Origin of the sequence: Streptomyces massasporeus, assembly GCF_014648995.1 — a bacterium.
Classification (GTDB): Bacteria; Actinomycetota; Actinomycetes; order Streptomycetales; family Streptomycetaceae; genus Streptomyces; species Streptomyces massasporeus.
In genome coordinates this window covers 348,500-374,524 of record NZ_BMSE01000006.1, presented here as the reverse complement: position 1 = coordinate 374,524, position 26,025 = coordinate 348,500, and the positions used below count along the sequence as shown (strand labels likewise).

The window sequence follows — 26,025 nt, the reverse complement described above, 5'->3', positions numbered from 1 at the left end:
AAGGCCGCACAGGAGACGACCGAGCCGAAGGCCGCCACCAAGGCCCCGGCCACGAAGAAGGCAGCCGAGCCGAAGGCCGCAGCCGAGGCGGCCGCCCCCGAACCCGCGGCCGCCGACGGCGACCAGGCCCCACAGGGGCCACCCGCACCCGACGACGAGAGCAGCACGGGTGGTGCGGGCGGGAACAAGACGGCCGAAGGCGAAGCCGAGGCCAAGCCCACGGCGAAGCGGAAGGCCACACCCAAGGCCAAGACCACCACGGGGACGAAGTCCAAGACGGCCCCCGAACCCGCAACCGCCAACGAAGCCACGGCCGCCAACGAAGCCACGGCCGACGCCACAGCCGGCGGTACGGACAGCGACGCGAACAAGACGGCCGAAGGCGAAGCCGAGACCGGCCCCGCCCTCCCCCTCGCCCGCGTCAAGACGCGCGCCCCCGGCCTCACCACTGCCTACAAGGCCGCCACCACCACCCTCGACTCCCACAACCTCACCGGCACCCGCGCCAAGGTCTACCTCGTCCTCGACCGCTCCGCCTCCATGCGCCCGTACTACAAGGACGGCTCCGCCCAGGCCCTCGCCGAGCAGACCCTCGCCCTCGCCGCCCACCTCGACCCCGAGGCCACCGTCCCGGTCGTCTTCTTCTCCACCGAACTCGACGGCACCGGCGAGATCACCCTCACCGACCACGAGAACAAGATCGACGACCTGCACGCCGGCCTCGGCCGCATGGGCCGCACCAGCTACCACGCAGCCGTGGAAGCCGTCCTCGCCCACCACGACAAGACCGCGCCGGACCCGACCACCCCCGCCCTCGTCGTCTTCCAGACCGACGGCGCCCCGGACGCGAAGACCCCGGCCACCCAGGCCCTCACGGACGCCGCCAAGACCCACCCCACCGTCTTCTTCTCCTTCGTCGCCTTCGGAGACCCGGAGAACAAGGCCTTCGACTACCTCCGCAAGCTCAAGACGCCCAACACGTCCCACTTCCTCGCCGGCGAAACCCCCCGCGAGCTCACGGACAAGGAGCTCTACGAGGGCGTACTGGCGACCTGGCGCCCGTAGGGCTCCGGCCCCACCGGCACCACCCACCCGCCCCACCCCACGCCGCCCGCGTCCCACCCCGCAAAAGGGGAGGCGGGCGGCGTACCCATGTCAGCTACGATTTCAAGGTTCCGTAGACGACCGAGACCACGAGATCGTCACCCCACGTAGCGACTTGGGAGCAGCCCGCGATGGCTCGACACCTCATCACCAGCGCCCTTCCGTACATCAACGGGATCAAGCACCTGGGCAACATGGTGGGGTCCATGCTCCCGGCGGACGTCTACTCCCGGTACCTGCGCCAGCGGGGCCACGAGGTCCTCTACATCTGCGCGACGGACGAGCACGGCACCCCCGCGGAGCTCGCCGCCAAGGAGCAGGGCGTCCCCGTGGACGCGTTCTGCACGGACGCGCACCACCAGCAGAAGGCGATCTACGACGGCTTCAACCTGGCCTTCGACTATTTCGGCCGCAGCTCCTCCCCGCAGAACCACGAGATCACGCAGGAGATCGCCCGCGAGCTGAAGGCGAACGGCTTCATCGAGGAGCGTTCGATCCGCCAGGTGTACTCGATCGCCGACGGCCGCTTCCTGCCCGACCGCTACATCATCGGCACCTGCCCGCACTGCGGCTACGACAAGGCCCGCGGCGACCAGTGCGAGAACTGCACGCGCGTGCTGGACCCGACCGACCTCATCGACGCCCGCTCCGCGATCAGCAGCAGCAGCAACCTGGAGGTCCGCGAGACCAAGCACCTCTTCCTCCTCCAGTCGGCGCTCGCCGGCGAGGTCGAGGCGTGGGTCGACGAGCGCGCCGACAACTGGCCCGTCCTCGCGTCCTCCATCGCCCGCAAGTGGCTGACGGAGGGCCTGCACGACCGCGCGATCACCCGTGACCTGGACTGGGGCGTCCCGGTCCCCGCCGACACCTGGCCGGACCTCGCCGCGGAGGGCAAGGTCTTCTACGTCTGGTTCGACGCCCCGATCGAGTACATCGGCGCGACGAAGGAGTGGGCGGACCAGGACCCGGCCAACCGCGACTGGCGCTCGTGGTGGTGGGAGTCGGACGCCGACGTCCACTACACGCAGTTCATGGGCAAGGACAACGTCCCCTTCCACAGCGTGATGTTCCCGGCGACGCTGCTGGGCACCCGCGCCCCGTGGAAGAAGGTCGACGTCATCAAGGCCTTCAACTGGCTGAACTACTACGGCGGCAAGTTCTCCACGTCCCAGCGCCGAGGCGTCTTCACGCACGACGCCCTCGACATCCTGCCGGCCGACTACTGGCGCTACTTCATGATGGCGAACGCCCCCGAGTCGGACGACTCGTCGTTCACCTGGGAGCACTTCACCGCCACGGTGAACAAGGACCTGGCCGACACCCTCGGAAACTTCGTCAACCGTGTCCTGTCCTTCTCCAAGAAGCGCTTCGGCGAGGAGGTCCCGGCGGGCGCCGAGCCCGGCGACGCGGAGGCGAAGCTGGGCGAGGAGATCGCCCGCCTGCTCGCGGAGTACGAGTCCCAGATGGAGGCCATCCAGTTCCGCAAGGCCGCGGCCGCGCTGCGCGCCCTGTGGTCGGCGGGCAACTCCTACCTGGAGGAGAAGGCCCCCTGGCTGGAGATCAAGACCAACCCCGAGGGCGCCGCGCTCACCCTGCGTACGGCGATGAACCTGATCCACCTCTACGCCGTGGTCTCCGAGCCGTTCATCCCGACGTCGGCGCGGAAGATGCGTGAGGCGTTCTCCCTGGAGAACGACACCGCGACCTGGGTCACCCCGGACGAGGCCCGCTCCCTGGCCTCCGTCCCCGCGGGCACCCCGTTCACCATCCCGCCGGTCCTGTTCGCCAAGCTCACGGACGAGGACCTGGAGTCGTACAAGGAGCGCTTCGGCGGCGAGTCGGCGTAACCCCCCGCCCCGCACCCGCCCCTAGGGGGATCTCCTCCTGGGGGCGGTCCCGTTTCCGGGCCGCTGTTCCTAAGATGACCGAGGGACACAGCCAACAAAGTGGGGGGACACCGATGGCACTGTTCGGCAACGCACACACCGTGAACCCGCAGTCGGCCCAGCAGGACTACGCCCGCCTCCTCGGCCACGGCGAGCAGGTCCACGCCGCGTTCCTGCTGATCCGCGACACCATCCTCTTCACCGACCGCCGACTGATCCTGATCGACAAGCAGGGCATCACCGGCAAGAAGGTCGAGTACCACTCGGTCCCCTACCGCAGCATCACCCACTTCGCGGTGGAGACGGCCGGCACCTTCGACCTGGACGCCGAACTGAAGATCTGGATCTCCGGCACCCCGACCCCCATCGAGAAGACCTTCACGAAGGGCGTCGACATCTACGAGGTCCAGGCCATCCTGACCCAGTTCGTGGCGGGGTAATCCGGAACATCGGGTGGAAGAACGGCCCTTGGGTATACGTTCGCTGACAGCTGGTCAGACAGGTGGGGGCGATGGGGGAACCGGGGGAAGCACGTCAGAGCACGGACACTGACACGGTCACGGTCCGTAATGAGTTCGCGCTGGAGCGCTATCGCTACGTGCTGCAGCAGATCCATGCCGTGAACGAGAACGCCCACCGGTTCCTCGCCATCTACCAGACCCTCGCCACCGCTCTCGTCACCGCGGCCCTCGCCCTCTTCGTCGGCTACCGCAAGTGGGACCTGGCGGCGGCCACCGCCCGTGGCGGAGTGATCGGCCTGCTTGCACTGGTCACGATGGTGGCCGCCTTCACCGGCACGCTGATCGTCGTGGGGGCGCTCGCCTGGCTCGACTACCGCCATGAGGAGTGCGACATCACCGACGAGGTCGTGGGGCCCGGCTTCCGGAAGCGCCCCCGCCCCGGCAACCTCCTGCGCTGGTACGAAACGTACGTCCTGCTCTTCATCCTCGTGTCGGTGACCACCATGTGGGTGCTCGCCGCATCATTCCTCCTGCCTGCTATGAGGTGACTTCACCCGGTGGCCGAGCTCGACTACACCAGCACGACTCTCTGGCAGAGCACCCTTGCCGGGCGGCCGGGCCCCGATGCCCACTCCGAGCAGCGGGAACGGCTGCGCACGTCGTACGCGGAGCTGCGCAAGAAGGCGGCCGTCCTCCTCGAGGAGAACGCCCGAAGCATGCCCGACTTCACCGTGCACGACATCAGCCACGTGGACGCTCTCTGGGAGACGGCCGACCTGGTCTGCGGTACCGAGGTGGCGCTGAATCCCGCCGAGGCCTATGTGCTGGGCAGCGCCTTCGTGCTGCACGACGCGGCGATGGGAGCGGCCGCGTACGGAACGACCGTGCCCGAGGCGCTCGGTGAGAAGCGGTGGCTCGATCTCGTATCGGTCGCCTACTACCACCGGGAGGGCTGCTGGCCAGACCGGGAGGAGCTGGACGCGCCCCCCGCCGAGATCGCCGAAGCCTGCGTGGCGACCGCGATTCGCGACACCCACGCTGCACAGGCCAAGCGGTTGGTGGACCAGCCGTGGCGGTCCACCACCGGCAATGAAATCTTCCTCATCGAGGGAGTTCAGCTGCGGGAGTGGTACGGCCCGCTGATCGGCGAGCTGGCGGCCAGCCACTGGTGGCCCGTGGACCGCCTCGCCGGGGAGTTCCGGCACTCGATCGGCTCCCTGCCCTGGCAGCCCAGCGAGTGGACCATCGAACCGCTCAAGCTGGCCTGCATCCTGCGGCTCGCAGACGCCACCCAGGTCGACAGCCGACGCGCACCCGGCTTTCTGTTCTCCCTGCGCAGACCGCAGGGGCTTTCCCGCGAACACTGGCGGTTTCAGGAACACATCAGCCGTCCCTACCGGAAAGGCGACCGGGTCACCTATAGCTCCCTGCGCCCCTTTCCCCCACAGGACGCCACCGCCTGGTGGCTGGCCCTCGAATATCTGCGAGGCATCGACCGGGAGCTGAAGGCCGTCGACGCCCTCCTGCACGACCTCGGCCGGGATCGGCTCGCCGCGCGTGCGGTCGCCGGTGTCGACTCCCCGGAACGCTTCGCGGAGCTGTTCCGCGTGCAGGAGTGGCGCCCCATCGACGCGACCGTCAAGGTCTCCGACATTCCCGCGCTGGTCGGCACGCTCGGCGGACAGCAGTTGTACGGGGACATGCCCGAGGTCGCCGTACGGGAACTGATCCAGAACGCTCAGGACGCGGTGTTGGCCCGGCAGACACTGCAGCCCGACTTTCCGCTCGGTCGGGTCGAGATCCGTCTGACCAAAACAGACGGCGACTGGTACCTGGAAGTCCGCGACTACGGCACAGGAATGGACGAGGAGACTCTCGTCCACGGGCTGCTCGACTTCGGCACAAGCGGCTGGAGCTCCACCAGCGTCCGTAACCGGCTTCCCGGCCTTGCAGACGGCGGCTTCGAGCCCAGTGGCCGCTTCGGCATCGGCTTCTTCTCCGTCTTCCTTCTCGGCGACCAGGTGGAACTGATCACCCGCCGCTACGACGCATCTCTCGTCGACGCCAGGCGCCTCACCTTCGACGGGCCCTCCAGCCGTCCGCTGCTCACGCCCTACACCGGACAGGGCTGGGTACCGGAAGGTACGACCGTACGCGTGAAATTGAGGAAGAGCCCTTACGAACTCCAGGGACTTTTCAACCGGACCGACGACGAACGGCTGTACCAGCTCGCTCAGCGCCTGGTCCTGGAAAATGCGGTGCCCGTCCACACGTGGGAGCCGGGGGCGGCCGATCCCGAGATCCTTCCACCGTTCTCCCTGGCCACCGGGTCGCCGGACGAAGTGTTCGACCGCCTGTATCCGCCCCAGGCAGCGAAGTGGCGCGCCGGCGAGGAGAAACTGCGCCTCCAGATGCGCGACGACTTCGTCAGCAGGGCCACCGAGTTGCGGGACGGCAAAGGACGGCGCATCGGGCTCGCCATGCTGTGGAACAACATGCACTACCAGAGTCGGCGCGACTTCTGGGGCACCGTCACGGTCAACGGCTTCCTTGCCGACACCTCGGTCTCGTTCGCCGGTTACCTCGCCGGGCAGCCGAGCCGGGCCTCAAGGGACAAGGCGGCGTTGGTCGCCACCCGGGACCAGATGCGGCAGTGGATGCGCACCCAGGAACAACGGCTCCGCGACACCGGACATTTCGACGATTCACTCCAGCTCGAGCTGGCCTTCATCCTGCACAACGCCTTCAACCCGCTCGCTGGCGACGTCGCCTTCGCTCTGACGTCACAGGGGGTGCTGCGCCTGTCCGAAGTACCCGAGTGGGCAGGACGACACAGCGAGATCTTCCTCGCCTTCGGCTGGCCCGTCACCTGGCGGACGCGTCCGCCGGAGCTCAACCACCCGCTGTCCGGGCAGCGGCTTCAGCTTCCCGACAACTGCATCTTCATCTGCCAGATCAGCTCCACCCCACCGCTGTCCCTTGTCTTCCCGGCCGCCGCCAATCGGGACACCGCGTACGAGTTCGCCCGCGACCACGCAACACCCACCTGGCAGAAACAGTGGTGGCGCACGTCGGGCGACCTGTACGGCCTGTTCCTCCGCACCCTGTGCAAGACCTGGTCTTGCACGCTCGAGTCCCTGTTGGCCCCCGTGGAACAGCGCGACTGGTCGGACATCATCCATCTTGAGGACGAAACCCTCGGCCCCGTTTCCGGGTACCTCCTCCGGCGGCCGTCGACCACGTGATGTGAACGTTTCTGCAGCTCTCGAAAGAGCGAACGCAGTCCGATCCCCGAATTCACCGCCCGTCGACAGACTTAGCTTGCGCTCATGGTCACATCAACCCATGAGACCTCGCACCGGATCTTCCAGGACCATCCGGAGGTTCTCACTCCCGCTTTCAAGGCGCTGGGGTTGCCACCGCCCGCGAAAGCGATTATCGAGGCCCTTACCCCCGACGCCACTGAGGTCAAGCCGCTGGAACGCCGCGTCGACACGGTGCTGAAGGTCGAACCGTCCGACGGAGACGCCTTCCTGATCGCCATCGAGGCTCAGACCGCTCGATCCCATGACAAGGGGTCGAGCTGGTCCTACTACGTGGCGTACCTGCACGCGAAGTTCCGCCTGCCGGTCCTGCTCGTCGCGGTCTGCCGTAACCGGCAGACCGCGGACTGGGCAGCAGGCCCCTTCCAGAGCCGCGTCGGAACCTGGACGACTCAGGCAACGCGCCCCTTCGTGCTGGGCCCGGACAACGTTCCCGAGATCGCCGACGAGTCCGTGGTGGCCCGGGAGCCGGCGTTGGCCACCTTCTCGGCGATCGTGCATAGCGAGAGCGAAAAGGCCCCCGCCATACTGGACATGGTGGCCCGCGGCATGCGGTCGTTCGACAGGGCAACAGCGAAATACTGGTGTGAATGGCTGGAAGTCGAGCTGGAGAACACTCCGGTCCGGGAGACATGGAGAGAGCTGGAGAAGATGGTCGCCACTTACTTCCCGGGCAGGGGAACCCTCTTCGAGGAGACGTACCTCGAAGGCAAAGCCGCAGGCAGGGCTGAAGGAAAGGCCGAAGGCCAGGCGGAGGACCGCGTCGCTCTGATCCTGCGCGTCCTGGAGAAGCGCGGCATCGGCATCCCCCAGGACACCCGCGACCGCATCTCCACCTGCACCGACCTCGACACCCTCACCCTCTGGTTCGATCGCTCCCTGACGGCCACCGCAGCGGAGGACCTGTTCGCCGACGCCTGATCGGCCGGCAACGGCAAGGACCCGCCCCCTTCACAAGGAGCGGGCCTCACGCCTGAGTCGGGGTGGGTCAGCGGGCCTCGCCCACGGCCGGCTTGCCCGTCACCGCCGCGATCTCCCCGCCCCCCGAGCCCGTCCGTTCACCGCGATGCGTGTGCCGCACGAACGCCACCCCCAGCACCGCCAGGATCGACGCCGCCGACAGCGTGTACAGGCCCCCGTTCGTGCTGCCCGTCGTGTCCTTCAGGTAGCCGAAGAGCGTGGGGGAGACGAATCCGCCCAGGTTTCCCAGGGAGTTGACCAGGGCGAGACCCGGTGCCGCGATCTTCAGGTCGAGGCCCGACTGGGCCATCGGCCAGAACAGGGTGGCCGCGCACTTGCCGCCGACCGCGGCCAGCGTCAGGGCGGCGAGGCCGAACCAGGGGGAGCCGAGCGTGGCGAGGAAGGTGCCGGTGGCGGACAGGACCAGGGCGATCGCCAGGTAGGGGCGGCGGTCCGGGGCGCGGTCCGTGAAGTGGCTCATCGTGTACATCGCGATCACCGCGCAGATCCAGGGGATCGCCGACAGCAGCCCGATCTGGAACGGCGACAGCCCGCCGATCTCCTCCACCAGACTCGGCAGCCAGAACGTGATCGCGTAGCCGGTGAGGGCCATCGCGAAGAAGACCGAGGTCAGGACCGCCACCTGAGGGTGGAAGATCAGCTTCATGCGGGACACCGACGGCGCCCGGTCGCGTACCTCCTTGTCCCGCGCCACCGCCTCGCTCAGCGCGTCCTTCTCCTCCTGCGTGAGCCACTTCGCGTCCTGGATGCGGGAGACCAGGAAGAACCCGGCGATGAAGCCGACCAGGATGGAGAAGGCACCCTCCAGGGCGAACATCCAGCGCCAGCCCGCGATGCCACCCGCGCCGTGCAGTTCGAGGAGCGCGCCCGTGATCGGGCCCGTCACGATGTACGCCGTCGCCGAGCCGCCCAGGAAGATCGCGCTCGCCCGGCCCCGGCTGGAGTCCGGCAGCCACTGGGTGAAGTAGAGCAGCACACCGGGGAAGAAGCCGGCCTCCGCGACGCCGAGCAGGAAGCGCAGTCCGTAGAACATCCACACGTTGTGGATGAAGCACATCGCCACGATCACCAGACCCCAGGTGATCATGATGCGGGTCAGCCAGACCCGGGCGCCGAACCGCTCCAGCCACATGTTGCTCGGGACTTCGAACAGCGCGTACCCGATGAAGAACAGGCCCGCGCCGAGCCCGTAGGCGGTGGCGCTGACTCCGACGTCGGCCCGCAGTTCGTCCTGGACGAAGCCCACGTTCGTCCGGTCCATCTGGTTGACCAGCAGCATCAGGACCAGGATCGGCAGCATGCGGCGCAGGAACTTGCCCACCGCCCGTTGCTCGGCCTCGGGTATCACTGTTGCGGCGTCTGACATCGTTGTCTCCCTTGCTGTACACGTACATGAACAGCAATCACGTACGCGTTCTCGAAGGGACCTTATGGAGGCCCGCCTTCCGGGTCAACGGGTTGAGTGGAAGTCCATGTATGTGAATGTGGGGCGGACGTCATGTATACGTCCGCCCCACCCGTATCCCTCAGCCCGCGGACGCCGTGGCCGATGCGCCCGGCTGGACGGAGCCCCCCGTGCCGTCCTGCGTGGCCTCGGGGTCGACTCCCATGGTGAGCGTGGCGGTGACGCCCTTCGCGATGGCGCCCTTCTTGTACTTCAGCTTCAGCAGACCGCCCTCGGTGCCGTTGCCCGGGTAGATGGTGTCGTCGTCGAGGGTGGTGCGGGTCGTGGTGTTGGTGGAGTACGGCGCGACCTCGGCCGTGGCCAGCACGGACGCCTCGTCGAAGAAGAGCTGCCCGGTGTGGCAGGTCGTGCCGCCCTCGTAGCCCGCGTCGGTCCAGGTGCCGTTCACATGCACCTTGGTGTGGATGTGAACGCAACGCCCCTGGTACCAGCCGGGGAAGACCGTGCGGAACACGACCTCACCCTTCTTGTCCGTCCGCCAGGTGCCCCGCAGGTAACGCTCGTCATCGGTGGGCTCTTCATGCCCTCCACCGCCACCGCCGCCTCCCGGAGGCGCACCCGTGGGGGTCCCGGTCGGCATCCCGGAGGGCGCACCGGAGGGAGGCGTACCGCCACCGCCCCCTCCACCGCCCCCACTGCCCATCGACTCGTACCCGGAGTACACGCCCAGCGCATTGCAGTGCCAGATGTCGACGGCGGCGTTCGCGAGCGGCTTGCAGGTGTCGGAGTCGATCACCCTCAGACGCAAGGTGAGCGGAATGCCCTCCTGGTCCTCGGTGACGTCCCGGCGGAGCTTGTCCGCGTCGATGTAGTAGGGGCCTTCGGTCGTCTCGGAGGTCAGCTTGTAGCAGGCCTCGCCCGAGGTTCCGGCCGTGTTCCCCTTGCCCGCCGTCGTCTCCTCGCCGGCGAAGGCGCCCGCGGCGAACGCACCGCCGACACCGACCGCCACCACCGCACCGGCGCCCGCGGCGACCACCTTGCGGCGTGTCAGATCCCGTTTGTGCTTCGGCCCTTGGGCCGTCTCCTGTCCCGTCATGGGAAGGGAAGCTAGGGAGCGCGGCTGTCAGGAGCCTGGGTGAGAGCTGGGTAAGAGCCCTGGACGCGAAAGTGGCTCGGAACCGGCGACGGTTCCGAGCCACTCACGGCAGATCGACTACTTCGGCTGCGGCTTGCGCACCGACAGGTGCAGTTCCTTCAGCCGGGCCTCCTCCAGCTCCGTCGGCGCGCCCATCATCAGGTCCTGGGCGTTGCCGTTGAGCGGGAAGGCGATGGTCTCGCGGATGTTGGGCTCGTCGGCGAGCAGCATGACGATGCGGTCGACGCCCGGGGCGATGCCGCCGTGCGGCGGGGCGCCGAAGCGGAAGGCGCGCAGCATGCCCGCGAACTTCTCCTCGACGGTCTCGCGGTCGTACCCGGCGATCTCGAAGGCCTTGAGCATGATCTCCGGCTCGTGGTTCCGGATCGCGCCGGAGGACAGCTCGACACCGTTGCAGACGATGTCGTACTGCCAGCCGAGGATGTCCAGCGGGTCCTGGGTCTCCAGGGCCTCCAGGCCGCCCTGCGGCATGGAGAACGGGTTGTGCGAGAAGTCGATCGCGCCCGTCTCCTCGTCCTTCTCGTACATCGGGAAGTCGACGATCCAGCAGAACCGGAAGACGCCCTCCTCGAAGTGCCCGGCACGCTTGGCGGCCTCGACCCGGACCGCGCCCATGATCTTGGAGACCTCGTCGAACTCGCCCGCGCCGAAGAACACGGCGTGACCGGCGGCCAGGGACAGGCGCTTGGTCAGCTCGGCGACGTTCTCCTCGGTGAGGAACTTCGCGATCGGGCCGGACAGCGAGCCGTCCTCGGCGACGCGGACCCAGGCCAGGCCCTTGGCGCCCTGCGAGACGGCGTAGTCACCGAGCTGGTCGAAGAACTTGCGGGGCTGCGCCGAGACGTCCGGCACCGGCAGGGCACGCACGTGCTTGCCGGCGAACGCCTTGAACTCCGAGCCCTCGAAGATGTCGGTGATGTCGACGAGTTCGAGCTGGGCGCGCAGGTCGGGCTTGTCCGAGCCGTACTTCAGCATCGCCTCGCGGAACGGGATCCGCGGGAACGGCGAGGTGACGTGGCGGCCGCCGCCGAACTCCTCGAAGAGCTCGGTCATGAGCTTCTCGACGGGCTGGAAGACGTCCTCCTGCTCGACGAAGCTCATCTCGACGTCGAGCTGGTAGAACTCGCCCGGCGAGCGGTCGGCGCGGGCGTCCTCGTCGCGGAAGCAGGGCGCGATCTGGAAGTAGCGGTCGAAGCCGGAGATCATCAGCAGCTGCTTGAACTGCTGCGGCGCCTGGGGCAGGGCGTAGAACTTGCCCGGGTTCAGACGGGAGGGGACGACGAAGTCGCGGGCGCCCTCGGGGGACGTCGCGGACAGGATCGGCGTCGCCATCTCGTTGAAGCCCAGCGCCGTCATCTTGTGGCGGATCGCCGAGATGACCGACGTGCGCAGCAGGATGTTGCGGTGCATGCGCTCGCGGCGCAGGTCGAGGAAGCGGTACTCCAGGCGCCGCTCCTCGTTGACCCCGTCCTCGGTGTTGATCGTGAACGGCAGCGGGGCGGCCGCGCCGAGCAGCTCGACCTCGCCGACCTCGACCTCGATCTCACCGGTCGGCAGCTCGGGGTTGATGTTCTCCGTGCCCCGGGAGACGACCTTGCCGTCGACACGGACGGTCGACTCCTTGGAGACCTTGTCGAGGGCCTCGTAGGCGGGGGTGCCGGGACGGGCCACGAGCTGCGTGATGCCGTAGTGATCGCGCAGATCGATGAAGAGGATGCCGCCCAGGTCGCGCCGATTGTGCAGCCAGCCACTCAGCCGGACGTCGCTGCCGACGTCAGAGGAGCGGAGCTCGCCGCAGGTGTGGGACCTGTACCGATGCATCGTCGTTCATCCAGTCTTCGCTGATCGGGGTCTGTGTTTCACGTGAAACTCGTCCCCAGCGTACCGGGCAGGCGAAGTCCGGCTCTCCACAGTTATGGATCGGGCGCGCGGTGGTTGTCGATCGAAGCACGCGGTGGTCGTTGATGGAGCACGCCGCAGTCGGTCGTCGAACACGCACGCGCTCGCCGTCGTTCGGGCACACGTCCGCTATCGGTGGCAGCGTTCGACGGCCTCTTCTTAAAGTAGGGCAATGCGCACTGGCGAGCCTCTGCCCGCCGTGGGGGAGGCCCTCGCCGCCCTCGCGACCGGCCTGTGGCACTGGGACACCGCCACCGGGCTGGTCACGGTCGATGCCGAGGCGGCCCGGTTGCTCGGGCTGCCCGCCGAGCAGGTCAGCCTCACGGAGGCCCAGGCCCGGGCCCGGCTGCACCCGGTCGACTGGAACGAGATCACCGGCGTGATCCAGCTGGCCGTGGCCGAGGGCACCCTCGCCGAGGTCCGGATCCGGATCATGGACGAGCTGGGCCGGGTCGTCCGGGTCGTCCGCAGCCGTTCCAAGCCGTCCTTCGACCGGGCCCGTAAGGCGTACCGGTTGATCGGCACGCTCCAGGAGGTCACCGAGCCGACGCCGGGCACCCCGGCCGGGCGCAGCGCGGTCACCGGCGACTGGCGGCGCTCACGGGAGGCGTTCCTGCTGGACGCGGGCCGGGCCCTGGCGGAGGCGCGCTCCACCCAGGAGGTCCTGCGGGTCACGGCGAATCTGTCGATGCCCGGGTTCTCGCCTGACGGGCTGGCGGTGTTCGGGATCTCGGGCGATCGCCTGACGATCATCGGCCACCACGGGCAGCAGCGGGGCACCGAGAGCCCCTTCTCGGACATGCCGCTGGACACGGACTACCCGGCCGCCGAGGTGGTGCGGACGGGCCGGGCCGTCTATCTGTCCTCCGCCGAGCACTACAAGGCCCGCTACCCGCTGACCTGGCCGCTCGCCGAGCGCTTCGGCCGCCGCTCCTGGGCGTTCCTGCCGCTGACCGTGGCCGGGCGGACGATGGGCGCGTGGATGGCGGCGTTCACCTACCCGGTCGCGTTCACCCCGGACGAGCGGTCCGTGCTGGCGACGGTGGCGCGGATGCTGGCGCAGGCCCTGACCCGGGCGGGCGTGGCCGAGAGCGAACGGGCCCTGACCGACGGACTCCAGCGCACGATGCTGCCGAGGCTCGGACCGCAGCGCATCCCGGGCATGAGCGTCGCCGCCCGCTACGTCCCGACGGGCGGCGGGCTCCAGGTCGGCGGCGACTGGTACGACGTGATCCCCCTGCCCAGCGGACGGTTCGCGCTGGTCATCGGTGACGTCCAGGGCCACGACGTGCGGGCGGCGGGGCTGATGGGCCAGCTGCGGATCGCCCTGCGGGCCTATGCCTCGGAGGGCCACCGGCCGGACGCGGTGCTGTCGCGCGCCTCCCGCTTCCTGCACGGCATCGGCGACGAGGACCCGACCGACGAGCGCTTCGCGACCTGCGTCTACGTCGAGGTCGACCCGGCGACGGGGGTGCTGGACATCGCCCGTGCCGGGCATCCGGACCCGGCGATCCGGATGGCCGACGGCACGGTGCTGACGCGGCCGACCTCGGGCGGTCTGCCGCTGGGTATCGACCCGGACGCCGACTACCCCACGACCCGGCTCGCTCTGGAGCCCGGCGAGACGATGTTGATCTGCACGGACGGCCTGCTGGAGACCGGCGGCCACGACCTCGATTCCGGCTGGCGGCGGCTGCGCGGGATTTTGGAGGATCACAAGGGCGATCTGGAGGAACTCGCCGACACCCTGGTGCAGGCCGTGCACGGGCCGTCCTCGCACCACACCACCGGCCCGCTGGCGGACCGCCGCGAGGACGACATCGCGATGCTGCTGCTGAGCCGGGAGGGCGGGGGCTGCGGCTGCGGTGACGCGATGACCGTACGGCCGCCGGTGCGGCGCTCGGTGCTGACCGTCGCGCAGGCCGAGCCCGAGCGGGTCGCGGTCGCCCGGCAGCAGCTGCGCGAGCTGCTGCACGACTGGGCCTCGCCCGACCAGGTCGACTCGGCGGTGCTGCTGCTGTCCGAGCTGCTGACGAACGTCCTCGTGCACACCGACCACGACGCGCTGCTGGTCGCCGAGATCACGGGCGAGGTGGGCGGGCGGCGGCTGCGGATAGAGGTCACGGACGCCGGCGACGATCTGCCGCACCGGCGCAGACCAGGGGAGCTGGCGTCCTCCGGCCGCGGCCTGGTGCTGATCGAACTGCTCGCGCACGCCTGGGGCGTCGACCCGCGCGGCGAGGGTAAGAGCATCTGGTTCGAGCTCTACGAGTCCGTGAACGGCTCGGGCGACGGCTCCTGGTCGCCGTAGCGGTCACGACGCACGAGAGACGGTGGCTCCTGGTTGCCGCGACCGTCACAGCTCCTGTGCCGGCGACGGCTCCTGGTCGCCGTAGCGGGTGCGCAGTTCCTGGACGATGCCGAAGGCCGCCGCGGTGAGGGGGACCGCGAGGAGCATGCCGAGCACTCCGGCGACGGAGGCACCGGCCGTGATCGTCACCATCACCACCGCCGGGTGCATCTGCACGGTCCGGCTCTGGATCATCGGCTGGAGGACGTGCCCCTCCAGCACCTGCACCGCCAAGACCACGCCGAGCGCCCACAGCGCGATGACGAACCCCCGGTCGGCGAGGGCGACCAGCACGGCCACCGCTCCCGAGAGGAAGGCGCCCAGGTAGGGGATGTAGGCGCCGACAAAGACCAGCGCGCCCAGCCCGGCCGCGCCGGGCACGTCCAGGACCAGCAGCCCCACGGTGATGCAGAGCGCGTCGATGAGGGCGATGAAGGTCGTGCCGCGCATGAACCCCTCGACGGCCCTCAGCGCCCGCCGCGCCATGGCCTCCAGGGTGTCGGCCGCACCCCGGGGCGACAGGGAGCGCAGCGTCCCGGCGGCCTTGTCGGAGTCGCGCAGGAAGAAGAAGACGAGCAGCAGCGCGAGGACGGCCATGGCGATGGACTCGCCGACCACGCTGACCCCGCTGATCACGCCGGAGGCGGCCGTACCGCCGAACTTGCCCAGCAGTTCACGGGCGTTGGAGGCGAGGTCGTCCAGCGAGGTGCCGGCCGCGCCGAAGTGCTCGGAGACCCCGCGGGCGGCCTGCTTGAGCGAGGCGACGATCTCGTCTCCGGTGTCGATGAGCGCGGCGACCACGATGTACACGGCCCCGCCGACCACGGCGACCACCGCGACACAGGTGAGCCCGGCCGCGACCGACCGGTGGACCCCGGCCTTCACGAGCCGCCGGTGCAGCGGCCCGAGCAGCGCCGTTCCGAGCAGGGCGAGCAGCACGGGCACGACGGCGGTCCGGAACTCCACGACCAGCCGGATCCCGACGTAGACGACCCCGGCGACCAGCAGCAGCACGGCACACCAGGCGGCGAAGCGCCGGACGGGGACGGGGAGGAGCGGGGTGGGGGCCTGCACATCCCCACCCGACCACGCCCCGGGCGGGCCGTCCCGTCAGGGAGGCCCGCCAGGGTGACGGGGCGTCAGCCGCCCCGGTGCGGAACCAGTCCCCGCAGGACTGACGCCCCGTGCGGAACCAGTCCCCGCAGGACTGACGCCCCGGTGCGACGTCAGTCCTGCGGACCGCTCGCGGTCATTCCGTGCACCGCCGGGACCGTGCCCAGGCGGCCCTTCTGGAAGTCCTCGAAGGCCTGCATGAGTTCGTCCTTGGTGTTCATGACGAACGGGCCGTAGTGGGCCATGGGCTCACGGATGGGCTGTCCGCCGAGCAGGACGACCTCCAGATCCGGGGTGTGGGAGTCCTGCTTCTCGTCCGCGCGGACGGTCAGCGAGGAACCCGCGCCGAAGACGGCCGTCTGGCCCGTGTGGACCGGGCGGCGGTCGGGTCCGACGCTGCCGCGGCCGGCCAGGACGTACGCCAGCCCGTTGAAGTCCTCGCGCCACGGCAGCGTGAGCTCCGCACCCGGGGCGATGGTCGCGTGGACCATCGTGATGGGGGTGTGGGTGATGCCGGGGCCCGCGTGCCCGTCCAGCTCACCGGCGATGACCCGCAGCAGCGCGCCGCCGTCGGGGGTGCTGAGCAGCTGGACCGAGCCGCCGCGGATGTCCTGGTAGCGCGGGGCCATCATCTTGTCCTTGGCCGGGAGGTTCACCCACAGCTGGAGGCCGTGGAAGAGCCCGCCGGAGACGACGAGATGCTCGGGTGGGGCCTCGATGTGCAGCAGGCCCGAGCCCGCGGTCATCCACTGGGTGTCCCCGTTGGTGATGGTGCCGCCACCGCCGTTGGAGTCCTGGTGGTCGAAGATCCCGTCGATGTTCCTCCTCGTGTACGCCCAGTTTAGTTGAGCGTTGAACTTTCTGCCACCCCAAACAGAGAAAACCGGGAAGGCATTCCCGACCCGGGGGACGGCGCAGCGAACCACGGGAGACCGGCACGGCGGAAGGCCGTCACCCCGTTGCGGGGTGACGGCCCTCGGCGTCCGGGGCAGGTCAGGCGACCAGCTCACGCTCCTCGCGCCCCGCCCCGGCGGGCCCGGACGTGCGGTCCCGCATCACCAGCGTGGCCACGACCGCCGCGGCCAGGACACCCACCGCGCTGATCGTGAAGGTCGTCGACATCGAGGCGGCGAAGGCCTCCCGGGCCGCCCGCACCAGCCCCGCGTCCCCGCCGGCGACGGCCAGCGCCCCGCCGATGGACTCGCGGGCCTGCTCGGGGGCGCCGGCCGGCATCTCGTCCGTGTAGCCGCTGGAGAGCAGGGAGCCGAGGATCGCGATGCCGAGGGCGGTGCCGGACTGCTGGATGGTGTCGTTGAGGGCCGAGCCGACGCCCGCCTTGTCCTCCGGGATGGTGCCCATCAGCGCGGCCACCGCGGCCGGCATGGCCAGACCGGCCCCCAGCCCCAGGATCCCCAGCGCCACCGCCGGGACCGTGAACCCGCTGTCGGCGGTGAGCGTGGTCAGCAGCCCGAAGGACGCGACCATCAGCAGCATCCCGCCGAGGATGACGAACCGGTTGCCGAACTTCACGGCGAGCTGCGCCCCGGCCGTGTTGCCGGCCAGCGCGGCGACGGCCAGCGGCAGGAAGGCCAGACCGGCCTTGACGGCGGACCAGCCGAGCACGAACTGGAGGTACTGGGTCAGCACCAGCAGCAGTCCGGCGTTGCCGATCTGGACGAGTGCCAGGGAGAGCGAACCCCCGCTGAAGTTGCGGTGCTTGAAGAGGACCAGCGGGACCATCGGCGCGGGAGTCACGTTCTGCCAGATCACGAAGCCGGCCAGGGCGAGCACCGCGACGGCCAGGACGACGAGGGAGCGGCCCTCGAACGCGCCGTGCTGCGGAATCTCGATGATCCACCACACCAGGGCCGTCATGCCCACCGCCGACAGCACCGCGCCCAGCGGGTCCGGCTTCTGCCAGGGCGCCTTCGACTCCGGCATCAGCAGCACACCGGCCAGCAGGGCCAGGCCGACGATCGGGACGTTGATCAGGAAGATGGCCTGCCAGGCGAAGTGGTCGATGAGTACGCCGCCGAGCACCGGACTGCCGACCAGGCCCAGCATCGACACCGAACCCCATGCGGCCATCGCCTTGGGCCGCTCGTCCTCGTCGAAGACGGTGATGAGGATCGACAGGGTCGAGGGCATGATCAGCGCCCCGCCGACGCCCATGGCGATCCGCACCGCGATCAGCTCACCCGGCGTGGAACAGAACACCGCCCCCAGCGAGGCCGCCCCGAAGAGCAGCAGCCCGATCAGCATCACCTTGCGGCGCCCGAACCGGTCCCCCAGGCTCCCCGAGGTCAGCAGCAGCCCGGCGAAGACCAGGGTGTAGGAGTCGAGGATCCACTGCATGTCCTGGGCGCTCGCGCCGAGGTCCTCGGTCAGCGCGGGCACCGCCACCGTCAGCGCCATGTTGTCGACGACGAGCACCAGCGTGCTCAGGCACAGCACGATCAGGATCCACCATCGGCGTGGATTGCGAGCGTCCATGTCGTTTCCCCTCCCACGAACTTCCTGCGAACACCGTTCCTTCGATGCGCACACTGTACGCATGGCGGAACAGTGTGCGCAACCCTTGAGATCTGTACGCTGATTGCGCACGCTGTTCGCACGCAGAGGTTCACCAGGAGGACTCCGATGAGCAGGACGAAGGACAAGAACCCCATCCCGTCCGTATGGACCCGCGAGCAGCGCCGTACCGACCAGCCCGCGCTCAGCCGGGACGCGATCGTCCGCGAGGCGATCGCCATGCTCGACGCCGAGGGGATCGAGGCGCTCAGCATGCGCAAGCTCGGTGCCCGGCTGAACGCCGGCGCGACCTCGCTCTACCGGCACGTCGCCACGAAGGACGAACTGATGGAGCTCGCGGTGGACGAGGTCGCCGCCGAGATCCACGTCCCGCGGGCCGGCGGCCCCGACTGGCGCGCGGCGGTGACCGAGGCGGCCGGGTCCTTCCGCACGACGGCGCTACGGCACCCCTGGCTGACCCTGGTCCTCGGGCAGGCCGGACTCGCCTACCTCGGACCGAACTACATGAACTTCTCGGAGCGGCTGGCGGCCCTGTTCACCGCCGCGGGATTCCCGGAGCCGAGCCGGGCGATCGACGCCGTCTTCTCGTACGTCATCGGCATGAGCACGACCGAGGCCGCGTGGCTCACCACCGTCGCCCGCTCCGGCGAGAGCGAGTCGGAGTTCGTCGCCCGGCTGCTGCCCGCGGCCCAGCGGGCCTCGGCCGGCTACGACCACTTGGCGGCCGCCGGGCCCGAGACCTCCGCGCAGGCCTCCGACCCCGCGAAACTGCGCGACGACAAGTTCGCCTACGGCCTCGAGGTCGTCCTGGACGGCCTGGCGCTGCGCCTGCCGAAGTGACTACGGCCGGGGCTCGGCCGCCGTACATCCGGCGGTGTCAGCCGCCATACATCCGGCGCATCGCGAACTCGACCATCTGCTCCACGGCCTTCGCGTCGAACACCATGCGGTGCTCGCCCTCCATGTCGAGGACGAAGCCGTAGCCGGTCGGCAGCAGGTCCAGCACCTCGGCGCCGGTGATCACGAAGTACTTGGACTCCTTGCCCGCGTACCGGCGCAGCTCCTTGAGCGTGCTGAACATCGGGATCACCGGCTGCTGGGTGTTGTGCAGGGCCAGGAAACCGGGGTTGTCGCCGCGCGGGCAGTAGACCTTCGACGTCGCGAAGACCTGCTGGAAGTCCTCGGCGGCCATCTGCCCGGTGGTGAAGGCGCGCACCGCGTCCGTGAGGGAGGGCGGGGACGGCTCGGGGTACAGCGGCGGCTGCTGCCCGTACCCGCCGGACATCGGCTGCTGCGGAGGGGCGTACTGCCCTTGCGGGCCCGCTGTCTGGTCGTAGCCGTACATGAGCGCAAGCGTACCGAGCGCGGACGGGCCGGCGGGCCGGTACGCCCGTCCCGGCAAACCGACAGCGACTCGACAGCGCCCGCTCTGTGGATCGCCGGGGCGGCGGCTCGTAGCGTCGTGTCATGAACGGACGCCATGACGAGGGCCTTCCCGAGCACGGCGGAGGCCTCTCCCACGACCTCCCCGTCCTCGCCCGCCGGCGGATGATCCGGCTGATGGCGGGCGCGAGCCTGATCCCGCTGGTGGGCTGTACACCGGAAGGGAAGACCCCGGCGGCCCCCTCCTCCTCGTCCGCGGGGTGCGCGGAGATCCCCGAGGAGACGGCCGGCCCCTACCCCGGCGACGGCTCGAACGGCGTGAACGTCCTGAAGGAGAGCGGGGTCGTCCGCAGCGACATCACCCGCAGCTTCGGCGACTCCGCGGGTGGCACGGCCGACGGCGTCCCCCTGACGATCACGCTCACGGTGGTGGACGCGGCCTCCGGCTGCGGGATGCCGAAGCGGGGCGCCGCCGTCTACCTCTGGCACTGCGACCGGGAGGGCGCCTACTCCCTCTACTCCGAGGGTGTCACCGACGAGAACTACCTGCGGGGCGTGCAGGAGACGGACGACGAGGGCCGGGTCACCTTCCGGAGCGTCTTCCCCGGCTGCTACCCGGGCCGCTGGCCGCACGTCCACTTCGAGGTCTACGGCAGCCTGGCGGACGCCACCGCGGCCACGTCGATCACGAACACCTCGCAGCTCGCCTTTCCGGAGGACGTCTGCGACACCGTCTACGCCACCGACGGCTACGACGCGAGCGTGCGGAACCTGAGCGTCCTCTCGCTGGAGGACGACGGGATCTTCCGTGACGGCCACGACCGGCAGCTGGCGGCGATGAAGGGGAGTACGGGGGACGGCTACACCGCGGCACTGACCGTTCCGGTGTGACCTGTCACAGATGACGGATCGGGGTTGCTTCTTATTACCGACGGGTAGCATCATCGTAGCTACTTGTTGGTACGTGAACTAGCGCGAGGATCCAGTGCCTCGCCGATCTCTCTACGGAGCCGGGAGCCGTCACCATGGGGCACTACAAGTCGAATCTCCGCGACATCGAGTTCAACCTCTTCGAGGTACTCGGGCGCGACAAGGTGTACGGCACCGGTCCGTTCGAGGAGATGGACGTCGAGACCGCGAAGAGCATCCTGGAGGAGATGACGCGCCTCTCGGAGAACGAGCTGGCCGAGTCCTTCATCGACGCCGACCGCAACCCGCCGGTCTTCGACCCTCAGACCAACACCGCGCCGGTCCCCGCGTCCTTCAAGAAGAGCTACCAGGCCTTCATGGACTCCGAGTACTGGCGCCTGGGCCTGCCCGAGGAGATCGGCGGCACCACCTCGCCCCGCTCCCTGATCTGGGCCTACGCCGAGCTGATCCTGGGCGCCAACCCGGCCGTGTGGATGTACTCCTCGGGCCCGGCCTTCGCCGGCATCCTCTTCGAGGAGGGCAACGAGGTCCAGAAGCACATAGCCACGTTCGCCACGGAGAAGCAGTGGGGCTCCACGATGGTGCTCACCGAGCCCGACGCGGGCTCCGACGTGGGCGCCGGCCGCACCAAGGCCGTGCAGCAGGAGGACGGCTCCTGGCACATCGAGGGCGTGAAGCGCTTCATCACGTCCGGTGAGCACGACATGTCGGAGAACATCCTCCACTACGTGCTGGCCCGCCCCGAGGGCGCCGGCCCCGGCACCAAGGGCCTGTCCCTCTTCCTCGTCCCGAAGTACCTCTTCGACTTCGAGACCGGCGAGCTGGGCGAGCGCAACGGCGTCTACGCCACGAACGTCGAGCACAAGATGGGCCTCAAGGCCTCCAACACCTGCGAGATGACCTTCGGCGACCAGCACCCCGCCAAGGGCTGGCTGATCGGCGACAAGCACGACGGCATCCGCCAGATGTTCCGCATCATCGAGTTCGCCCGCATGATGGTCGGCACGAAGGCCATCTCCACGCTGTCGACGGGCTACCTGAACGCACTGGAGTACGCCAAGGAGCGCGTCCAGGGCCCCGACCTGGCGAACTTCATGGACAAGACCGCGCCCAAGGTCACCGTCACCCACCACCCCGACGTGCGCCGCTCGCTCATGACGCAGAAGGCGTACGCGGAGGGCATGCGCGCCCTGGTGCTCTACACGGCCTCCGTCCAGGACGAGATCCAGATCAAGGAAGCCGCGGGCGAGGACGTCTCCGCCCTGGAGGCCCTGAACGACCTGCTCCTGCCCATCGTCAAGGGCTACGGCTCCGAGAAGGGCTACGAGCAGCTCGCCCAGTCGCTCCAGACCTTCGGCGGCTCCGGCTTCCTCCAGGAGTACCCGATCGAGCAGTACATCCGGGACTCCAAGATCGACACCCTCTACGAGGGCACCACGGCCATCCAGGGCCAGGACTTCTTCTTCCGGAAGATCGTCCGCAACCAGGGCGCCGCGCTGAACTCCCTCGCCGAGGACATCAAGAAGTTCCTGGCGCTCGGCACGGGCGGCGAGGAGCTCGCCGGTGCCCGCGAGCACCTCGCCAAGGCCGCCGTCGAGCTGGAGGCCATCGTCGGCCTGATGCTCACCGACCTCGCCGCCACCGAGCAGGACGTCAAGAACATCTACAAGGTGGGCCTCAACACCACCCGCCTGCTGATGGCCTCCGGTGACGTCGTCGTCGGCTACCTGCTGCTCAAGGGCGCCTCCGTCGCCGCCGAGAAGCTCGAGACGGCCTCCGCCAAGGACAAGGCCTTCTACACCGGCAAGATCGCCGCCGCGAAGTTCTTCGCCGCGAACGTCCTGCCGGGCGTCACCCTGGCCCGCAAGGTCTCCGAGGGCGTCGAGCTGGACCTGATGGAGCTGGACGAGGCCGCGTTCTAGATCCCTCACGTCCTCTGTCCGAGGGCCTGTTCCCCTACGCCGGGAACGGGCCCTCGTCCGTCGTTAAGGTGAACCCATGACCGAACCAGCCCGCTTCGACCGCGGCCACACCGACGACCTCATGACCTTCCTGGCGGCGAGCCCCACGCCGTACCACGCCGTGGCCACAGCCGCCGAGCGACTGGAGAAGGCCGGCTTCAAGCAGGTCGCCGAGACGGACGCGTGGGACGGGACGAGCGGCGGCAAGTACGTGCTGCGCGGCGGCGCGATCGTCGCCTGGTACGTGCCGGAGGGCGCCGCACCCCACACGCCGTTCCGGATCGTCGGCGCCCACACCGACTCCCCCAACCTGCGCGTCAAGCCGCTCCCCGACACCGGGGCGCACGGCTGGCGCCAGGTGGCCGTGGAGATCTACGGCGGACCGCTGCTCAACTCCTGGCTGGACCGCGATCTCGGCATCGCGGGCCGGCTGACCCTGCGCGACGGCTCGACGCGCCTGGTGAACGTGGACCGGCCGCTGCTGCGCGTCCCGCAGCTCGCCATCCACCTCGACCGCTCGGTGACGGCCGACGGCCTCAAGCTCGACAAGCAGCGGCACATGCAGCCGGTCTGGGGCCTCGGCCGCGACGTCCGCGACGGCGACCTGATCGCCTTCCTGGAGGAGACGGCCGGCATCCCCGCGGGGGAGGTCACCGGCTGGGACCTGATGACGCACTCCGTGGAACCGCCCGCCTACCTGGGCCGCGACCGCGAGCTGCTGGCCGGCCCGCGCATGGACAACCTGCTGTCGGTGCACGCCGGCACCGCCGCCCTCGCGGCCGTCGCCTCCTCCTCGTCGCAGCCGGCCTCCATCCCGGTCCTGGCCGCCTTCGACCACGAGGAGAACGGCTCCCAGTCGGACACCGGCGCGGACGGGCCGCTGCTCGGCAACGTGCTGGAACGCTCGGTGTTCGCCCGCGGCGGCTCCTACGAGGACCGCGCCCGCGCCTTCGCCGGCACCGTCTGTCTGTCCTCCGACACGGGCCACGCGGTCCACCCCAACTACGCGGAGCGGCACGACCCGACGCACCACCCCCGCGTCAACGGCGGCCCGATCCTCAAGGTCAACGTCAACAACCGCTACGCCACGGACGGTTCGGGACGGGCGGAGTTCACGGCGGCCTGCGAGGCGGCCGACGTGCCCTTCCAGTCGTTCGTCTCCAACAACTCCATGCCCTGCGGCACCACGATCGGCCCGATCACCGCCGCGCGGCACGGCATCAAGACCGTCGACATCGGCGTGGCCATCCTGTCGATGCACAGCGTGCGCGAACTGTGCGGCGCCGACGACCCGTTCCTCCTCGCGGGCGCCCTGACCGCGTTCCTGGAGAGGTAGAACGGGCCGTCACCGCATGGGTGTTCCCTTCAGGGGTACTCGGTGTTCCGGGACCGGAACGACCGGACCGTACAGGGAGGCGACACACATGGGCCTCGGCGGATGCATCATCCTCATCGCCGTGGGAGCCATCCTCACGTTCGCGACCGACTGGGACATGCAGGGGGTCAACCTCGACCTCGTCGGCATCATCCTGATGATCGTCGGACTGATCGGCGTCACCACGTTCAGCAGCATCGCCAGGCGCCGGCGCGTGGTGGTGCCCCCGACGACGCCCGGTGTCGTCGAGGACCCGGCGGTCCACCACCGCCGTGACGGCTACAGCGACGGATACGGCGTGTGACGCCCGGGATTCTCAGGCGTCCATCCCGGCCAGCACCAGTGGAAGCCGGTCCGTCCCCGCTTCGGTGAGACGGACGGGCACGCCCCAGTCCTGCTGGTGGACATGGCAGGCCGGGTACTCGTTCTCCGGGTCGTCGTCGCAGGAGGCGGCCATCGCGGACACGTGCAGCACACCCTCCGGTACGGCGGGGTCGAGTTCGAGGGCGCGGGACAGGTCCGTCCCCGCGCCCTCGCCGCCGCGCAGCAGCTCCGGCGGCGTGGACGAGACGAGCAGACGGGTCGAAGGGCCGTACCGGGTGTCCAGCTTCTGGCCTGCCGGGGCCTGGAAGATCACGTCCAACCGGAGCTGCCCGGGGGCGACTTCGGTGGCCTCCCGCTGCGTGCGGTGAGCGACCTCGGGCACCTTCACCGCCTCCTCCGGCAGCCTCAGCCGCGTCAGACGGTGGCGGGCCGACTCGACGACCACGATGTCGTCGCCGGCGAGCACCGCGTCGCTGGGCTCGCGCAGGTCCGTGGCGAGGGTCGTCACCTCGCCGGTCGCCGGGTCGTAGCGCCGCAGGGCGTGGTTGTAGGTGTCGCTGACCGCGACCGAACCGTCCGGCAGGGCCGTGACGCCCAGCGGGTGCTGGAGCAGGGCCTGTCCGGCGGCGCCGTCGCGGTGGCCGAAGTCGAACAGGCCGGTGCCGACGGCGGTGTGCACGGAACCGTCCGGCTCGACCCAGCGCAGGGCGGACGTCTCCGAGTCGGCGAGCCAGAGCCGCTCGGGTGTGGCGGCCAGCCCGGACGGCTGCGCGAACCAGGCCTCGCCGGCCGGCCCGTCGACGAGCCCCTCGTTGGTCGTCCCGGCCGTGACCGAGACCGTCCCGTCCTGCGGGTCGTACGCCCACAGCTGGTGGACACCGGCCATGGCGATCCAGACCTTGCCCTGCCACCGGGCGACGTCCCACGGGGAGGACAGGTCGACCTCGCGGGCCGGACCCGAGGTGGGTGAGCCCTGCCACCACTGCCGGCCCGTACCGGCGAGGGTGGTGACCTCACCGGTGGCGAGGTCCAGCCGCCGCAGGGCGTGATTGACGGTGTCGGCGACGACGACGGAGCCGTCGTCCAGCAGGGCGAGTCCCTGCGGTTCGCTGAAGGCGGCGGTGTCACCGGTCCCGTCCGTGAAGCCGCGCTCCCCCGACCCGACCCTGCGCACCACGCTCTCGCCGTCCCCGGCGAGCTCGACCAGCTGATGCCGGGTGGTGTCGCTCACCAGGAAGTTCCCGGACGGCAGCGACAGGGCCTTGCCCGGGAACCGCAGCACCGTCGGCTCCGGCTCCGGCGCCACGTACGGCCCGTCGCCCCGCCGCAGGGTCCCCTTCGCCGAGTGCTCCGCCTCCAGCTCCCCGACCAGCCGCTCGATGGCGTGCACATGCCCCTCACCGGCGTGCTGCGCGACGACGTACCCCTCGGGATCGATCACGACCAGTGTCGGCCAGGCCCGCACGGCGTACTGCTTCCAGGTGGCGAGCTCCGGGTCGTCCAGCACCGGATGCTCCACCCCGTACCGCTCCACGGCATCGACGACCGCCTGATGCTCCGCCTCGTGCACGAACTTCGGCGAGTGCACCCCGATGACGACGACCGTGTCCCGGTGCTTCTCCTCCAGCTCACGCAGCTCGTCGAGGACGTGCAGGCAGTTCACGCAACAGAAGGTCCAGAAATCAAGGATGACGATCCGGCCGCGGAACTCCACGAGGCCGGGTTCCTCGTCACCGGTGTTGATCCAGCCGCCCTTGCCGATGAGCTCGGGGGCGCGGACACGTGCGCGCTGTGCCATGGCTCCAGCCAATCACACCTGTCGCAGGCTCCTCCGTACGATCC

General features: G+C 69.6%; 19 protein-coding genes and 1 pseudogene. 12 read left to right on the top strand and 8 right to left on the bottom strand.

Annotated elements, in window-relative coordinates:
- The 6 genes from IE153_RS17440 to IE153_RS17415 all read left to right on the top strand — a co-directional run.
- Positions 1-1,065 (top strand): VWA domain-containing protein (locus IE153_RS17440; RefSeq protein ID WP_189590579.1); only part of this gene is annotated, 1,065 nt, incomplete at its 5' end.
- A gap of 170 nt (positions 1,066-1,235) precedes the next feature.
- On the top strand, positions 1,236-2,951 hold the full coding sequence (gene metG, locus IE153_RS17435) for a methionine--tRNA ligase (RefSeq protein ID WP_189590578.1): 1,716 nt from the start codon (positions 1,236-1,238) through the stop codon (positions 2,949-2,951).
- 113 nt (positions 2,952-3,064) lie between these two features.
- On the top strand, positions 3,065-3,430 hold the full coding sequence (locus IE153_RS17430; protein WP_189590577.1) for a PH domain-containing protein: 366 nt from the start codon (positions 3,065-3,067) through the stop codon (positions 3,428-3,430).
- Positions 3,431-3,501: 71 nt separating this feature from the next.
- Positions 3,502-3,999 (top strand): hypothetical protein, encoded by a 498-nt coding sequence (locus IE153_RS17425; protein ID WP_229829024.1) that lies wholly within the window; start codon positions 3,502-3,504, stop codon positions 3,997-3,999.
- A 9-nt stretch (positions 4,000-4,008) separates the two neighbouring features.
- Positions 4,009-6,696: an HD domain-containing protein gene (locus tag IE153_RS17420; protein WP_189590576.1), complete on the top strand. Its 2,688-nt coding sequence runs from the start codon at positions 4,009-4,011 to the stop codon at positions 6,694-6,696.
- An 84-nt stretch (positions 6,697-6,780) separates the two neighbouring features.
- Positions 6,781-7,695, top strand: coding sequence for an RpnC/YadD family protein (locus IE153_RS17415; protein WP_189590575.1), 915 nt, complete (start codon positions 6,781-6,783; stop codon positions 7,693-7,695).
- Between the two features lie 67 nt (positions 7,696-7,762).
- Here the strand turns inward: IE153_RS17415 and IE153_RS17410 are convergent, their stop codons facing one another.
- The 3 genes from IE153_RS17410 to aspS form a co-directional block, all read right to left on the bottom strand.
- On the bottom strand, positions 7,763-9,121 hold the full coding sequence (locus tag IE153_RS17410) for an MFS transporter (RefSeq protein ID WP_189590574.1): 1,359 nt from the start codon (positions 9,119-9,121) through the stop codon (positions 7,763-7,765).
- Between the two features lie 160 nt (positions 9,122-9,281).
- The gene (locus tag IE153_RS17405; protein ID WP_189590573.1) at positions 9,282-10,256 is read right to left on the bottom strand and encodes an intradiol ring-cleavage dioxygenase; all 975 of its coding nucleotides are present in this window, start codon (positions 10,254-10,256) and stop codon (positions 9,282-9,284) included.
- A 117-nt stretch (positions 10,257-10,373) separates the two neighbouring features.
- Positions 10,374-12,137, bottom strand: coding sequence for an aspartate--tRNA ligase (aspS, locus tag IE153_RS17400; protein ID WP_189590572.1), 1,764 nt, complete (start codon positions 12,135-12,137; stop codon positions 10,374-10,376).
- Positions 12,138-12,387: 250 nt separating this feature from the next.
- Between aspS and IE153_RS17395 the strand changes: the two genes are divergently transcribed.
- On the top strand, positions 12,388-14,526 hold the full coding sequence (locus tag IE153_RS17395) for an ATP-binding SpoIIE family protein phosphatase (RefSeq protein WP_189590571.1): 2,139 nt from the start codon (positions 12,388-12,390) through the stop codon (positions 14,524-14,526).
- A 45-nt stretch (positions 14,527-14,571) separates the two neighbouring features.
- Here IE153_RS17395 and IE153_RS17390 read toward each other — a convergent pair whose 3' ends face one another.
- The 3 genes and pseudogenes from IE153_RS17390 to IE153_RS17380 all read right to left on the bottom strand — a co-directional run bounded on the left by IE153_RS17390 (position 14,572) and on the right by IE153_RS17380 (position 18,171).
- Positions 14,572-15,639, bottom strand: coding sequence for an AI-2E family transporter (locus IE153_RS17390; protein WP_189590570.1), 1,068 nt, complete (start codon positions 15,637-15,639; stop codon positions 14,572-14,574).
- 152 nt (positions 15,640-15,791) lie between these two features.
- Positions 15,792-16,496: pseudogene (locus IE153_RS17385) on the bottom strand (pirin family protein); the annotation flags it as partial.
- 175 nt (positions 16,497-16,671) lie between these two features.
- On the bottom strand, positions 16,672-18,171 hold the full coding sequence (locus tag IE153_RS17380) for an MFS transporter (protein ID WP_189590569.1): 1,500 nt from the start codon (positions 18,169-18,171) through the stop codon (positions 16,672-16,674).
- A 147-nt stretch (positions 18,172-18,318) separates the two neighbouring features.
- Here IE153_RS17380 and IE153_RS17375 point away from each other — a divergent pair, with 147 nt between their 5' ends.
- Entirely contained in the window at positions 18,319-19,050 is a 732-nt protein-coding gene (locus IE153_RS17375; RefSeq protein ID WP_189590568.1) for a TetR/AcrR family transcriptional regulator C-terminal domain-containing protein, read from the top strand.
- Positions 19,051-19,087: 37 nt separating this feature from the next.
- Here the strand turns inward: IE153_RS17375 and IE153_RS17370 are convergent, their stop codons facing one another.
- A complete protein-coding gene (locus IE153_RS17370) occupies positions 19,088-19,555 on the bottom strand; it encodes an SseB family protein (RefSeq protein ID WP_053670262.1) in 468 nt (155 codons plus the stop codon).
- A gap of 122 nt (positions 19,556-19,677) precedes the next feature.
- Here IE153_RS17370 and IE153_RS17365 point away from each other — a divergent pair, with 122 nt between their 5' ends.
- The 4 genes from IE153_RS17365 to IE153_RS17350 all read left to right on the top strand — a co-directional run bounded on the left by IE153_RS17365 (position 19,678) and on the right by IE153_RS17350 (position 24,163).
- On the top strand, positions 19,678-20,484 hold the full coding sequence (locus IE153_RS17365) for an intradiol ring-cleavage dioxygenase (protein ID WP_189590567.1): 807 nt from the start codon (positions 19,678-19,680) through the stop codon (positions 20,482-20,484).
- Between the two features lie 134 nt (positions 20,485-20,618).
- Positions 20,619-22,445, top strand: a complete 1,827-nt coding sequence (locus IE153_RS17360) for an acyl-CoA dehydrogenase (protein WP_189590566.1) — start codon at positions 20,619-20,621, stop codon at positions 22,443-22,445.
- A 76-nt stretch (positions 22,446-22,521) separates the two neighbouring features.
- Entirely contained in the window at positions 22,522-23,820 is a 1,299-nt protein-coding gene (locus IE153_RS17355) for a M18 family aminopeptidase (protein ID WP_031104339.1), read from the top strand.
- An 88-nt stretch (positions 23,821-23,908) separates the two neighbouring features.
- Positions 23,909-24,163: a DUF6458 family protein gene (locus IE153_RS17350; RefSeq protein ID WP_030846811.1), complete on the top strand. Its 255-nt coding sequence runs from the start codon at positions 23,909-23,911 to the stop codon at positions 24,161-24,163.
- Positions 24,164-24,175: 12 nt separating this feature from the next.
- On the opposite strand, the gene IE153_RS17345 is transcribed toward IE153_RS17350, so the two are convergent.
- Positions 24,176-25,981, bottom strand: coding sequence for an NHL domain-containing thioredoxin family protein (locus IE153_RS17345; RefSeq protein WP_189590565.1), 1,806 nt, complete (start codon positions 25,979-25,981; stop codon positions 24,176-24,178).
- Positions 25,982-26,025: the final 44 nt, after the last annotated feature.